The sequence below is a fragment of the Dyadobacter jiangsuensis genome, assembly GCF_003014695.1.
GTDB lineage: Bacteria > Bacteroidota > Bacteroidia > Cytophagales > Spirosomataceae > Dyadobacter > Dyadobacter jiangsuensis.
The window spans coordinates 292119-307163 of the sequence record NZ_PYAS01000011.1 but is presented as its reverse complement, the minus strand read 5'-3'; the positions used below and the strand labels follow the sequence as shown (position 1 = coordinate 307163).

The following is a 15045-nucleotide window of genomic DNA, read 5'->3' as shown; positions in this document are numbered from 1 at the left end:
TGACCCCTTGTTAATTTAACCAGGCTTCTATCAGTCTCAAAAATCCAAAAAGCCTATTTACAGCCAAATTGACTCGGGCCTTTTTAGTCAGCCCCATTATTTCTTCTTCAAATTACTCAGATAATCCACCAAACTCACCAGCTCCTCCGTACTCATCGCATCCTGCAAGCCGGACGGCATCATCGAATCTTTGAGCTGCTTAATGGATTTCACTTGTGACATTTTATATTCCTGCGTCGAACCGCCCGGGAATTTCAGAATCAGGTCGGTTTCGGTTTTGCTGGAAACAATGCCGGATACGGCGGTGCCGTCTTTCAAAGTCACTTCAAAACCTTCGTATCCGAAGCCAATACCAGCGCTTGGGTCGAAAATAGCCGCATATTGTGCTTCCTTCGGCAGCTTGCTTCCTATTTCCGATAGTTTCGGTCCGAAATCCATCCCTTCGCCATTTACCTGGTGGCATACCGAGCAGTAGGATGTGAATACTTGTTTTCCTTTGGTGAGGTCGCCTTTCATCGTTACCAGTTCTTTCACTTCCGGGTGTTTCCTGGCGGCTACGGCCGGGCCATCCAGGTATTTGGCGGCTTCCAGTTTTACGGACTTCCGCCAGGCGCCGTTAAGACCCTGTACGGCAGCCGTTTTCGCTTCTCCGGTCAGCTTTCCTTCTTTTAATAATACCAGCACCTGATCTTCGCCGCTCATGGTTCCTCCCAATGACTTGGCTGCGATCGTGCGCAGATCTTCCGGATAGCCATTGTCGGTAGCAACGGTTTTCAGGATTTCCAGCGCGTCCTTACTGCCTACCGATTTCAAGGAGGTCAATGCGCTGGCGCTTTTGCTTTTATCAGATCCTTTTACCACATTCCAAACCAATGATGCACCACCTTGTTTGATCAGTTGCGAAGCTGCGAGGGACCCGTTGCGGCTGGCCGATTGCTCCAAAGCCATCGAAAGAAGCCGCTGGTTCTCGGACGAAAGCTCATATTTGGCAACGAGTTCGAGGTAGGCTTGTGTACCGTAAGTCGCGTCGAGCATTTTCTTCAATGCGGCCATCGCCTCCGGTGTCTGTTTTACAAATGCCGGGTCGAGGTGGCGCATTACCAGTTCATTCACCTTATCCTGATCCTTACCGGTCCCATTCGTGAGTTTCAGCAATGCCATCGACTTTTCCCGACCCGCCGAATTGAAGTCGAATGCCCGGAAATAGCGTAGTCGGCTTTTCAAATCGATCGTTGGGTCACCGGCCAATGAAGCCAGCAACTGAACAGATTCCTTCCCGCGCGAACGCCATACAATATCCTTACCCGCCTGTGTGGCGATTGGGTTGGCTCCCGCTTTGCCCAGCCACGCTTTGAAAAACGAGTCCCATTGTGCGTCGGCACCAATACCCAATGCTTCCAGGTACCACCGGTCTTTTCCGTCGTACTGCTGTGCGAGCGACGCCCACAATGCGGGAGCTTCGGGTGATGGATTATGATGCAAAAGCAATGCACATTCGCGGCGTACCTGTGCGTCGGCGTCTTTAACCAGTATTTTGATATATGGAAGCGCATCCAGGTGCTTCGATTCGGAAGCCGCGCGAAGGCCCGCAATGCGAATATCTGCATTCGCATCCCTAATAGCCAGGTCTACGGTTTTCTTAGCAGTAAATGGCCATTTACTAAGCAACCACAGCGCCCGCGCCCGCATGCGAGGCTCGGCATTTTTGTTCGCAAAGAGTTTTTCGAGCGCAGGTGCCGCCTTTGCACCCATTCCGTTTAATGCTGTCCACGCGTGGTAGCGAATCGAGAGATTAGGACTTTGCAATGCCTCCACGGCCCCCGCCACTGTTGTAAAATCCGATTTCGGAATGCGGTAAGGCGTATTTAATGGCGCAATGCGGTAAATGCGCCCTTTGCCCTGGTCTCCTGCCTGGTGACCTCCTACGCCCGGATCGTACCAGTCGGCAACGAGCAGCGAGCCATCAGGCGCTACGCAAACATCCGACGGACGGAACCATTGGTCACGCTTGCCGTCCACAATGTTCACTATTTGGGCAGAATAGCCCGCTCCCGCCTTTTCAACAGGGTATGAACGAACCACATTATGGCCGGGCTCGCAGTGGATCATTTGACCCCAGAATTCCTTTGGAAGTAGTTTTCCCTCATAAACGACCATACCCGTCGGCGAACCTGAACCGGTTTGCAGCAGATTGGGTACTACGCCTGGGTCATTCAAATGCCAGTGACGGTATGGAATCGAGTCTTCCATATTGGTACGGTTCGCGCGCCAGCCGGCACCCGTCATTTCGTCGGTATAACCGTAATTACCGTACTGCATTACGTAGTTGATGCGTACACCTTTATTACCGTCGTCGTCGTTATCCGACTGCCACATGGTACCGTAGCTGTCCACCGCCACTTCGAAATTGTTACGGAAGTTATTCCCGAGCACTTCAATATTGGTAAAATCAGGATCACAACGGAAAACCATTCCTTGCTTCAACTTTGAAAAATCGATCGGCTTGCCGTCTTTACCCACCACAGGATTACCCTTGCCGTCGAGCAGGTGGTCGCCTTCATTCCCGAAATTGAAATACAACTTACCATCCGGCCCGAATACGAACGCGTGCATACCATGGTCGTGTTGGTCACCGCCGATGCCTTCAAAAATGACCTCTTTCGTATCGGCTTTCAAGTCGCCATCCTCATCGGTGAAGAGCCATACGTACGGGCTTTGAGATACAATTACCTTGTTTCCCATCACCCAAATACCCAGCGGTGCATTGATTTCCGCGCCCTGATAAAAGACCGTGGATTTATCGGACTTGCCGTCGCCATTGGTATCTTCCAGCACCACGATGCGGTCCCCTTCATTTTTTGTCGGGTTGCCGTTGATTGCCGGGCGATAGTTATACGCCTCACAAACCCAGACTCTCCCCAAATGGTCTACATCGATATTCGTCGGGTTGGTGATCGTCGGTTCCGATGTGAAAAGGGTTGCTTCCAGGCCGTTGGGGGTCGTCAGACCGGCTACTGCATATTTCGACGACCGCTTTTGCGCATCCGTCAGATCTTTGTAAAGCGTGTCGGCCGAAGCGGCGTCAATCGTACTGGGGTTCGAACGCTGATAAGAGGCGACCAGCAGACCAGCCAGCAAACAACCGGCTGGAAAGAGGAAAAGCGATTTTTTGAAGTTCATAGGTAAATCGAGCGCTTTTCGGCCTTGAATCAGAAAGCATTAGCTGACCCAAAGCCTAAACGTGTCATTTTTACAATAATAATTTTAATTACGTGTATAAGGGACCACCTACTTATATTTACTATCATGAAAACGACTTTTTTTTCCTGCCTGGCGCTGTGCGTCGCCACTGAAATTTCCGCTCAAAACATCCTTCCCGCCGACGTGCAGATCAAGACGGCCGTTATGGCCGCGCCGTCGGATAAGCAGGCTGGGGCAAAAGTGTACGGATACGCGCCCGACGGCACATTCAAAATCCTGTGTGAGGGCAGTAACGACTTCGTCTGCCTGGCCGACGATCCCAAAAAAGAAGATATCAGCGTATCCTGCTACCTCGCCGAGCTCGATGCATTTATGGAGCGGGGACGCGTGCTGGCGAAAGAAGGTAAGAACCAGAAAGAGATTTTCGATATCCGCGAAAAGGAGGTGAAGGAAGGCAAATTGAAAATGCCGAAACAATCCTCCACACTATACGTTTTATCAGGCTCCAAGGACAACTACGACCCCGCCACCGGCGCGCTCAAAAACGGGTATCTGCGATATGTGGTTTACATTCCATTTGCAACAGCGGAAAGTACAGGCCTGCCACTGAAACCTGATGTGCCCGGTATGCCTTGGATCATGGACCCGGGAACGCACAGGGCGCACATTATGATCAATCCGCCGAAACCGTAAAACGGATCCGTGGGTACCGTTAAATAACCAATTTCAAGAGATTGTTAATTAGCGGCGCTGCAAGTGTTGCCTATATCGATTTTCTAAATTTACTTTGAAATACAAAGTACTTTTAAATATCGAAATAATGGAACAATTTACAGTACATAACTCGGAGCAACCGAACCTGCCCGAAACGACCGGCAATACCGGAACACAAGGTATCCGCCGCTATGATCCTGACTACGGCATTGGGCTGGGCTGCCTGCTGCTGAACTTCCTGATCTTCTATTATACGGTCGTAGACTCCTTGCTGGATGGGGCCTTTATCATTCCATGGAGTGTGGCCGTGCTCTATTCAATTTGGCTGATGAATGCCGGGAAACTGCGCTGGTTTTGGAAAAAACAACGCCTCGAATACCTGCACCACCGCCTCCTGCTGGGATATGTGTGGCTCGTTAGCTGCTTTGCCTTAAACCGGGTTATGCCCATTTTCAGCCCGTCGGCAACCTGGCTGATGTTCGCCATCGTCATGGCAGGGGCATCGGCTATCCTGTTCCCCTGGGAAGCATACCTGCCTCGCTGGCTCAGATCGGTGCTTTTTGCATTAATGGGCTGTTCCACGGTAATTTGGGGGTATTATGCCTTCATCCTCACCCCTTACAATGTGCTGGGCATACCTGCTTTGCTCCTGCTGGGAATATCCATACACTGCTTTGTTCCGCTGCTACTTGCGATCAGCTATCTGCGTATAATTCGCCACCGATGGCAGGCATTCAAGCCGGCAATACTAACCGGCATCATGATACCCATAGCTATTGCCGTTTATTTCTCAGTGCGCTGGCATCAGGTCAGCACCTCACTTCAACACCAGGCTAATGCCGTAGGCACACGACTAACCGGCAGCCTTCCTGACTGGATCGTCCTTGCCCGGCAATTGGAAGACGACTGGATCACCCGCAAGGTAATAATGGGCAAAATGGTTTACCAAACCGCTCCGACCACCCTGTTTTCAATGCGGCCCGCTACCGATATTCTGGTAAGACATGATCCCCTTGTCGTAATAGCCTCTTTGTTTACTCAAAATCTCGATTTGGGGAACGCGGAACGGGTTAACATTCTGAATGTACTTTACGACACCCGCCATGAAACCCAGGAACGGCTGTGGTCGGGTAGTGAGCTGCGCACGGCCAATGTGCTCACGCAAGCGCGCATTTATCCGCACATAAGACTCGCCTATACAGAAAAGACGATCAGCATAGCCAATCGTTCCGGCTCTTTATTCGACCAGGAAGAAGCCCTGTACACATTTTCCCTCCCGGAAGGTTCAGTAGTTAGCTCCCTTTCGTTGTGGATCAATGGTATAGAGGAGAAAAGTTTGCTCGCTTCACAAAGCAAGGCCGATTCCGCCTACAAAACGATAGTCGGCGTGGAATCACGCGACCCATCGATCGTGCACTGGCAGGAAGGTAATATGGTGAAGGTAAAGGTTTTCCCATGCACAATTGAAGAGAACCGTAAATTCAAACTCGGCATAACTACTCCACTGAAAGTTGACGGGAAGGAGCTGATTTATGAAAATATCTGGTTCAAAGGGCCGGGTACCGAAGAAGCCACGGAAACCGTGAGGCTTGACTATCCGAAGGAGGCACGTGCGCTGCGCCTTCCCTTCGACCCGACCACCGCTTCTCCGGGCGTTGTCATGTATCAAGGAAAATACCAGTCGCGGTGGCGCGCCGGTTTTGAGATCGCGCCCGTTGCGAGGGAAAGTTTCGCATTTAACGGGAAAACCTACACGGTAGAGCCGCTTAACAAAACACCTGAAAAATTCAATGCAGAAGCTTATTACCTCGATGTAAACCAGGCATGGAGTAAGAACGAGCTGGACACATTGTGGTCGTTACTAAAAAATCATCCCGTTTTTGTTGCCAATGAAAGACTTCTCAGACTCACCGAAGCGAATAAAGACGAGCAGTTTGAGGCTCTATCCCGACTCAATTTTTCCCTGTTTCCCGTACAAGATATTCCCAATCCGGAGAATGCATTGCTGATCACCAAATCTTCCGTCGTGTCCCCTACATTGCACGACCTGGCGAATACACCATTTTCCAAAAAACTGAGCGAACATGCTCCCCGTGGCCTGCGCACCTTTATTGTCGGCGAAGAGGCTTCCTTTTACATTCAATCACTCGAAGAACTGAGCATAATCCGCTCCGAACAAACCGATTGGAAAACACTGCGGCAAATGATTTCGCAAGACCAATTTCCTACGGATCCCGAAGCGGATTCGTCCGTTGTTGCGATTGAACGATCCGGCATGCAGATCCGCGAAACCAATGGCCAGGCATACGGCAAGGCACCCGACCATTTGCTCAGGCTTTTTGCCTATAACCATATCATGAAACAGCTAGGCGGCCGCTTCCTCGACCGTTCCTTCCAAACCGATTCGATTTTTAATGCAAAACTTATCAGAGAGGCTGAAACTGCGCATATTGTGACGCCCGTTTCAAGCATGATCGTGCTTGAAACCCAGCAGGACTACGACCGCTTCGACATCCGGAAAAGCAATAACAGCCTCGACAATGCGACCCTGAAAACCGCCGGAGCCGTGCCGGAGCCCCACGAATGGCTGCTCATCATCCTGTTCTGCACAATTGTCGGCTATTTTACATTTCGCCATTATGTCCGCTAGGCAATATGCGTTAGCCGCTATCCCGGCAGCCTACCTGGGGATTTCCAGCATCTTCTTTATGCATGGTTATATCCATGGCGATGCGACGTTCTGGATGGGCATTGTGCTCATTCCCTTGCTGCTGCGTAGCTATCCGCCAGCCGAAAAAAGCTGGCGGCTTGCACCTGCGGTTGCCGTAATACTTTTGATATGCTGCTTCCGGCAGGAAACTTCGTGGCGTTTTCTGCTATTGGTGCTCGCATTGCTTTTCGCTGTTGAAAGTCTCCTGGGAAAACTGAATGGGCAATTCTTCATGGTACTGATCATCATTTCCCCCATTTTCAAATACGTTTCGGAGGTATTCACCTTTCCGATCCGACTGCAAATTTCCGCCTGGGCCGGCTGGGTTTTGAGGGCGGCACAGTTCCCGGTCGTGGTGGAAGGAAACAGCATTCAGCTCAACGGCGCCGAGTTCACCGTCGATCCCGCTTGCATGGGACTGCAAATGACGGGGTTTGCACTGCTTTCAGCTGTTTTCCTCATGGCTCACTTCCGCATACGGCACCAGCAATCGCTTTCCTTCCGGTATCAGGTAATGCTCATGCTTGTCGCATTTGCATTAAACACCATCGGAAACCTTATGCGTATTATCTTGCTCGTAGCATTGCACATTACACCCGACAACGCCCTGCATGACGTTACGGGCATCGTGTGTCTGCTGGTTTATGTTGCAGCTCCATTAATCTTCATTGTCCGGCATGCGCATCAGCGCTTGTGCGAACCGGTTGCTACAAAGCGTTCAATCGATAAAAACCGCTCGCAGTTGCTGATACCGGGTCATTTGGCATTGTTAGCGGCCTGTGCATTCTTTTGTTTTCAAAAACCAGTCATAAATATCAGATCAGCCACCAAAATCGCAAGCCGCGAAGGCTACGCAATGCAACAGCTCGAAAGTGGCGTCACCCAGTTTAAGAATGACCAGGCACTGGTTTACATTAAGCCAATTCCAGCATTCTACTCCTCGGAACACAGCCCGGTAACATGCTGGGTCGGGTCGGGCTATCATTTGAGCCGCATTTCAAAGAAGCAGGTCGCGGGTACGGTCGTGTATGTGGGTAGTTTGAAAAAAGGGGATGACGAATTGCTTACTGCGTGGTGGCTGTCCAGCGGACAATATGCAACCATCAGCCAGCTCGACTGGCGCTGGAAATGCCTGACTGAAAACAACCACTTTCAACTGATCAATGTAACAGCGGATGATCCGGCCCGGCTTGACGCGGAAGTAAAAAGATGGTTACCGGCAATTTGAGGGTATATTGCCTGTAAAGGCGTCTTTTCGATGAAAAGCAACGGAAAATCAATGAAAAAAACAGCTCGTATCCTTACCGTTTTGAGCCTGCTCGCATTATCAGTTCCATCTATGGCGCAAACAGAAACCATCAACCTTTGGCCGGAAGGCAAAGTCCCCAATTTTAAAAAGAGTGATGTGGAAGAGAAATCCGTCACCGACGCACAGGGAATCCTGCGCATCAGCGGGGTAACTGTTCCTACGATTACCGCTTACATTGCACCGAAAGAGAAAGCAACCGGGGCCGCGGTGATGATCTGTCCGGGCGGCGGTTACGGCATACTGGCGGCCTCCCACGAAGGCAGTGATTTTGCCAAATGGTTCAATGAACGCGGCATTTCGGCATTTGTACTGAAATACCGTCTACCCAACGAAAAAGCGATGGCGCACCAGCATGAAGTACCATTGATGGATGCTATGCAAGGCATGAAACTGATCCGGCAGAATGCGGTCAAATGGGACATCGATGTGAACAAGATCGGCGTCATGGGTTTCTCGGCAGGAGGCCACCTGGCTGCCACGATTTCGACACATTATAATATGGGTGAAAAAGCCTCCGCGGATGGTAAACCGAATTTCTCCATACTCATTTATCCGGTGATCTCGCTGACGCCTGCCCTCGCACACGGCGGCTCCCGCGACAACCTGCTCGGACCTGAAAAATCGGACGAGCTGATCAAATACTACTCCAACGAAATGCAGGTGTCTGATCAGACACCGCCCGCGTTCCTCGTTCACGCTATGGACGATACAGGCGTGCCCGTCGAGAACAGCATCGAATATTACCTGGCGCTGAAAAAGAAGAAGATCCCTGCCGAAATGCATTTGTACCCGAAAGGCGGGCATGGCTACGGCATGCGCACCGAAGGTAAAGGATCACTCGGTGGTTGGCCAGCCGCCATGGAAGGCTGGCTGAAAGCGATGGGATACCAGAAAAATTGATGGCGGCTATGAATTAATCCCTAGTTTTGACGAAAAATCAATGCTAGGGATTATTCAGTTTATGAATGCTTTTAACCGCCTGGTGATCAGCAAACGATCACTCCTCTTTATCGTACTGGCCATTGCCGCCTTCGCTACGCTTCAATCGGTATTCTCCCACCCGAAAACCTTTGCCAACCAGCCGCAACTCTACACTACCTACAATAACTACGTCATTTTCAAGCAGTCCTTCTTTCATTTGATCGAAGGAAAAAACCTGTATCGGTGGCATGTCGACGAGCATTGGGACTTGTTCAAGTACAGCCCGGCATTCGCGCTCGTTTTTGGCATACTTTCCATTATGCCCACGTTCGTCGGCCTGTTTTTCTGGAACCTGATCAATGTGGCGGTGCTCTTCTTCTCGGTTTATTTTCTTCCAAGAATCGATTTACGGACCAAGGGGCTTATGGTCTCTTTTATGCTGGTAGAACTCCTCACCGCCACCCAAAACGAGCAGAGTAACGCCCTGATCGCCGGTTTGCTACTGTTTGGTTTTGGTTTCCTGGAAAGGGACAAGTACTGGATGGCCTCGCTGTGCATCGTTTCTACGATCTTTATCAAACTGTTCGGCATTGTTGCACTGGCATTGTACCTGCTCTACCCCAATAAGCTCAAACTGGCTTACACGACTGCCGCGTGGGTGATTTTGCTCACCATACTACCGATCGTAGCCGTGACGCCCGAGCAATTTGTGGTACTGTACAAAACCTGGTGGAAACTCCTCGCTGCCGACCGCGACTTTTCCGACGGCCTTTCCGTAATCGGCTGGCTGAAAATCTGGTTCTCACTGGACGTGAACAAAGCCTACGTCAATCTGGTCGGAATGGCGCTCTTCTGTCTGCCGCTGCTTAAAATCAAATCGTATGGCAATTTTGTTTTCCGGGCATTAATGCTGGCCTCGGTGCTGGTATGGGTGGTGATTTTCAACCACCGCGCCGAATCGCCGACATTTATCATTGCCATTGCCGGTGTGGCGGTATGGTACTACTTGCAGGCACCGACGAGGCTCAACCACGTGCTGCTCGTGCTGACATTTATCTTTACCACATTGTCTCCCACCGACCTATTTCCCCCGTTTATCCGCAATGAGTATTTCTGGCCTTATGTAGTCAAAGCGGTGCCTTGTATCATTATTTGGGGTAAAATCATCTACGATCTGCTTTTCACGGAATTGCTCCCACGGCCCGCCGAGGCGGAGGTCGCGCCGCAAAGTTAACGGCATAAAAAAGCGTTACAGGAACGCTGCGGCGGCATCCTGTAACGCATCAAATAGGGCAAATTGAATTAGTTCACTCCCAGAAGTGTGCGGCTTACTTCGCGTACTTCTTTGGTAGACAGATAAATGCTCTTAACGATTTTCTCGTGGTCATTGGAAATTTCGAGCGTGTAAACACCGTCATTCATTTCATCGAACTTTATTTTCCGGCCGGTTTTCGTGATATACTTAGGCACGAATTCCTCATGGAGCAGCGCTCCCTTGCTGTCGAGAAGACGAATCGCCACCTTTTCCCCTTTCTCTTTTTCCATCATCACATTCATCGACATCGTGTCGCGCACGCGGTACATACCCACGCGGAACTTCTCGCAGGTGTTGTTTTTGCATTCCACTTTCGGTGAAACAATCGGATCGGCTTGCAACTGTGCAGCTACTGTAAATAACGCGAATGCAGCGGCAACTGTGGTTTTTAAGATGTTGGTCATGGCTCTTGAAGGTTAACTGATTGGTAAACTGAATTTAATTTCGAACCAATGAGGTAACCGTTCAGGCCATTGTTGCATACAAAGTTTGGACGGTAAAATAGGAGGTTAAGCGGTGTTAACCCCCAATCGCAATCATCTCCCGATTCTGCTCATATTCCGACTTGGCTTTTTGCTCGGAGAAGCTGGCGTGGCCGCCGTGGGCGAAGTGCTTTTTCTGAAAATGCGCGTAAATGAGCGGGCGAACATCGTCGCCCTTGCGCAATGGAGTAAGAAGATCGACTTCGGATGTATCAAAAAGGCAGTTTTTGAGCTTCCCGTCGGCAGTGAGGCGAATCCGGTTACAGCCTTCGCAAAAAGGATGAGTGACGGTACCGATGATCCCGAAAGTACCGGCGCCGCCATTTACCTGAAATCGCCGGGCGGTGTCATGCAGCTCACCGGCGACAGGCTGAAATTCAAACTCCTGACCAACAGTTGCAAGCAGATCAGCGTAGGAAACGATTTTGGACAAATCCCATTGATTGCCCTTGAAAGGCATGAATTCGATGAAACGGACGTGAAGGTTAGGCTCCGTGAGCGTCATTCGCACAAAATCATTGACCTCATCATCATTCGTTCCCCGCATCACCACCATATTCAATTTCACCACAAAGCCTTCATTCAGGAGCATGCGTATGTGATCCAGTGTTTTGCCAAAATGATCACGCTTGGTAATGGCCCGGAATCGCTCTTCTCGCAGCGTATCCAGGCTGACATTCAATGATGTTACCCCGGCCACTTTCAATTCCGGTATGAACTGATCTATATAAACGGCATTTGTAGTCAGCGTGAGTGACGCAGGGAGCTTACCCAGATCGGAAATGATTTCACCGGCATCCTTGCGGACCAGCGGCTCACCACCGGTAAGCCGGATTTTTTCAACACCCATTTCCACAAACAAACCCGCCAGATAAGAGATCTCATCGGCCTGCATCAGCCATTTGGACGGCATAAACTGCATATCCTCTTGCGGCATACAATAGGTACAACGAAGGTTGCACTTATCCGTCAGCGAAATGCGCAGATAAGTGTGTTTGCGACCAAATGTATCTACAATAGGCAATGCCATCGGTTGTTGTTAATCGTGTTTCTTCCCTTCTAAAACATTAAAGACGTGCAAAACATGCGGAAAGAGTGCATCAATATATTCTGTGACGCCGCCCGTGCTTCCAGGCATGGTAATGACCAGCATTTCACCGATAAAACCGGCCGCAGATCGTGACAGCATCGAAGTCGGAACCCGCTCCTGGCCGTACTGGCGCGCTGTTTCGGCAATGCCCGGGATCTCCCGGTCGAGCAGCTCCGAAACCGCCTCGGGGGTCACGTCGCGGGGCGATAACCCGGTGCCGCCGGTAATGAGTACCATATCATATCCTCCGGCTTGCAGTGACCGCAATTTGCCTTGAATGCCCGCCTTGTCGTCGGCGATAATGCTGTAATCGCTTACTTCAAGTTGGAACGCTTTCAGTTTTTCGATGATCTTCTTGCCCGATTTATCCTCGCCAATACCATTCGAAATACTGTCGGAGCAAACTACCACTGCTGTTTTCAAGCCTTCCGGTGCGGGTTTGCGGTCGCTTTTGCCTCCTTTTTTCTCCAACAATCGGATATTCCGTATTTCGACACCTTTGTCGATCGGTTTCAGCATGTCGTACATCGTCAGCGCTACCACCGACGCGCCGTGCATGGCCTCCACCTCTACGCCCGTTTTGTATATCGTTTTGACTGTCAATTCAATGACAATCGTCAAGTCCTCGATTTTGTATTGAACGCCGGTATATTCCACCGGAATCGGATGGCAGTCGGGCAACAAATCAGGGGTTTTCTTCACAGCCAGAAAACCGGCGGCCTTCGCCATTTCAAAAACATCGCCTTTCGGCACGGTACGGCTTTGAATCGCCTCCACGGTCGCCGGCTTGCTCACTTGTACAATTGCCTGCGCGGTAGCAATGCGGAGTGTGTTGGTTTTATGGGTAATGTCGACCATTTACAATTTCTAATCGTTTTAAATGTCAGGTATTGTCAATTGTGGTCAGATATTGTCAGGAGTTGTTTTTTCTCATACAATACATGACAATTACTGACTTCATGACAAAACTTGACGTCCTGACTACACCTGACTACGTATTTTCCTTCCAAATAAACCCGGCGTCACCTACAAGTTCCTTCCCAAATATGGGCACATTGGCCTTAATTTCTTCCACAATATATTCCGAAGCCTCAAATGCGGCCCTGCGGTGCGGGGATGATACAAACACAAAAAGGCTGATCTCGCCTGTCGGAACAAGGCCCAGGCTGTGGTATATATGCATGCATGTGAGTTCGAATTTGGCAAATGCGGCCTCCCGAATGTTGTGGAATGCTTGCTCGGCCATTTCCTCGTAGGCTGTATAGTCAATGCCGGTTACTAATCCGCCTTCTTTCTGGTCCGCGCGGATTTGCCCGAGAAAGATTGCGTGGGCGCCAATGCCTGTTTTGGATTGGTGGCTCGCGATCGACTTAGCGACGAAATCGGGGCTGATCGGCCCCTGAACAAATACCTTTTTGGGTTTATGTGCTTTTTCCATGTCCTCCTGTTATCCTCCCGCAAACGGTGGAAGTAATGCGATCTCCGCCGGGGTTTCGATCAATACAAAATCCTCCGAAATCTTCTGATTGACCGCTATTTTGAATTTTTTATCACGCATTGCCGGATATTTGTCCAGCATTTGCGCACGGAACTGCCCTACCGTCAGACCGCCGGCCGCATTCCAGACTTCGTCCGACAGCCCGGCGATCTCCGCCAGCATTCCGAAATATTTGACTTGAAAACTCATTGGTACCTGATATCCGTTCAACCCAATAACCCTCATCCGGCCCGTCAGGTTCAGAGCGGGAGCAAATGCACCTCCACCAGTTCGCCCGCTTCGACGCGATTTTGTGCCACAGGCAGGTAAATAATCGCATTCGCAACCGCAAACGAGCCTATCACAAACGACTCCTGCCCATCGAGCGAAACGACTTCGCCGCCTTCCACCCGCGCTTTCAGAAACTCGTCGCGCTCGCCGTCAAAGCGGTATGCATGCCGCAAAGGCAGCTGTACCGATCTCAAAAACGGCTCTTTACTGCCCATTATTTTCTTTAACGCAGGCAATACATATTCATAATAACAAACCAGCGACGACGCCGGGTTACCCGGTAATGCAAAAACCAGTTTATCCCCTTTTTTGCCAAAAAGAAGTGGCTTACCGGGCTTCTGGCGTACTTTATAAAATATTGTCCCGGCTCCTAACGCTTCCAATGCTTTACCCACAAAATCATAATCCCCTACGGAAATCCCGCCCGAAGCGAGAACGACATCATTTTGTTCCAACAATACCCTTAATGCTTCAATAGTAGCATCCAGGTCATCGGAGGCATAGCTGATCGAAACCTCCGCGATACCGGCCTGCGCCAGCCCCGATTGAAGCATTGCTGAATTCGATTCATAAATCTTGCCCGGCTCCAATGCTTCGCCTGCTTTCAGCAGCTCATCACCTGTGACGAGCAAGCCAATCCGCGGCTTTGCATGAACCGACACTTCGTTCACGTTCATTCCCTTCAAAAACCCGACGGCACCAGGCGATATGAGTGTTCCGGCACGCAACGCGACGGCTCCCTGAGCGATCTGCTGCCCGGCCCGACGGACATTTTTACCCTCCCAAACCGGAAATTCATGAATTCGTACGAAACCGTCGGTTACCGAGGTATTCTCCTGCATGACTACTGCGGTAGCGCCCTCGGGTACGGGTGCCCCTGTGAATATGCGCACCGCATTACCCGCGCTCACAACCGGCAAGTCGACCTGACCGGCCTTCGACTCCCCTGCGAGAAGCAGCGATGTCCCGGCTTCCGTAACATCGGAATGAACGATCGCGTACCCGTCCATCGACGACTGCCTGAACGGTGGCAGCGCTATCGGTGAAACTACATCCGCCGCCAGATAACTGCCCACTGCCTCTCCTAATGGTATTTGCACCGCTGGCAGCGTTTCGGTATTTGCAATAATTCTCTCCTTTGCCTCGTTGACTGTGACCATATTTCAAAAAATACCATGCAGAAAGTGCAAGTTAACACATTCGCAAGTGCAAATGGAACAGCTTGAAAATGTCGCCGAAAAACCGGTTTTGGCCTACAATTGGCGACATTTTCCACAATAATACCATTATCCCCACAACACACTGCTTTGTAACCAACTGATCATCAATAGGTAAAACACATACTAAAAAGCCCACCTCTTGCTATAATTACATTTAATGCAAGAGTTTACATTTGGTACTAAGCGCTTTTTACCAACTAAAATTTCACGTTCCGTTCGCCTGGCGCGGTTTTTATTCAGGATCATTTGTCGAAGACCAAATGTAGCATTCTTATTTTTATCCTAGAATTACTTTTAACAACCCCCTTAAAATCA

Annotated in this window: 12 protein-coding genes; 5 read left to right on the top strand and 7 right to left on the bottom strand. The window is 50.3% G+C overall.

The features are described 5' to 3' along the window. Positions 1–96 precede the first annotated feature (96 nt). Entirely contained in the window at positions 97–3180 is a 3084-nt protein-coding gene (locus CLV60_RS22800) for a PVC-type heme-binding CxxCH protein (RefSeq protein WP_106597688.1), read from the bottom strand. A 126-nt stretch (positions 3181–3306) separates the two neighbouring features. Here CLV60_RS22800 and CLV60_RS22795 point away from each other — a divergent pair, with 126 nt between their 5' ends. The 5 genes from CLV60_RS22795 (at position 3307) to CLV60_RS22775 (ending at position 10089) form a co-directional block, all read left to right on the top strand. Next, positions 3307–3894, top strand: a complete 588-nt coding sequence (locus CLV60_RS22795) for a hypothetical protein (RefSeq protein ID WP_106597687.1) — start codon at positions 3307–3309, stop codon at positions 3892–3894. Between the two features lie 127 nt (positions 3895–4021). Beyond that, complete coding sequence (locus CLV60_RS22790; RefSeq protein ID WP_106597686.1) at positions 4022–6565, top strand: XrtN-dependent VIT domain-containing protein; 2544 nt, start codon at positions 4022–4024, stop codon at positions 6563–6565. Next, on the top strand, positions 6555–7853 hold the full coding sequence (gene xrtN, locus CLV60_RS22785; RefSeq protein ID WP_106597685.1) for an exosortase N: 1299 nt from the start codon (positions 6555–6557) through the stop codon (positions 7851–7853). The genes CLV60_RS22790 and xrtN overlap by 11 nt, the downstream gene beginning before the upstream one ends. A 51-nt stretch (positions 7854–7904) precedes the next feature. Then, a complete protein-coding gene (locus CLV60_RS22780) occupies positions 7905–8834 on the top strand; it encodes an alpha/beta hydrolase (protein WP_106597704.1) in 930 nt (309 codons plus the stop codon). Between the two features lie 40 nt (positions 8835–8874). Then, a complete protein-coding gene (locus CLV60_RS22775; protein WP_229211094.1) occupies positions 8875–10089 on the top strand; it encodes a glycosyltransferase family 87 protein in 1215 nt (404 codons plus the stop codon). Between the two features lie 68 nt (positions 10090–10157). On the opposite strand, the gene CLV60_RS22770 is transcribed toward CLV60_RS22775, so the two are convergent. The 6 genes from CLV60_RS22770 to CLV60_RS22745 all read right to left on the bottom strand — a co-directional run bounded on the left by CLV60_RS22770 (position 10158) and on the right by CLV60_RS22745 (position 14670). After that, positions 10158–10574, bottom strand: a complete 417-nt coding sequence (locus tag CLV60_RS22770) for a T9SS type A sorting domain-containing protein (protein WP_106597683.1) — start codon at positions 10572–10574, stop codon at positions 10158–10160. A gap of 115 nt (positions 10575–10689) precedes the next feature. After that, a complete protein-coding gene (gene moaA / locus CLV60_RS22765; protein ID WP_106597682.1) occupies positions 10690–11682 on the bottom strand; it encodes a GTP 3',8-cyclase MoaA in 993 nt (330 codons plus the stop codon). Between the two features lie 9 nt (positions 11683–11691). Next, on the bottom strand, positions 11692–12600 hold the full coding sequence (moaCB, locus tag CLV60_RS22760; protein WP_106597681.1) for a bifunctional molybdenum cofactor biosynthesis protein MoaC/MoaB: 909 nt from the start codon (positions 12598–12600) through the stop codon (positions 11692–11694). A gap of 133 nt (positions 12601–12733) precedes the next feature. Then, positions 12734–13180, bottom strand: coding sequence for a molybdenum cofactor biosynthesis protein MoaE (locus CLV60_RS22755; protein ID WP_106597680.1), 447 nt, complete (start codon positions 13178–13180; stop codon positions 12734–12736). Positions 13181–13189: 9 nt separating this feature from the next. Beyond that, a complete protein-coding gene (locus CLV60_RS22750; RefSeq protein ID WP_090148288.1) occupies positions 13190–13429 on the bottom strand; it encodes a MoaD/ThiS family protein in 240 nt (79 codons plus the stop codon). Between the two features lie 50 nt (positions 13430–13479). Next, a complete protein-coding gene (locus CLV60_RS22745; protein WP_106597679.1) occupies positions 13480–14670 on the bottom strand; it encodes a molybdopterin molybdotransferase MoeA in 1191 nt (396 codons plus the stop codon). Positions 14671–15045 lie beyond the last annotated feature (375 nt).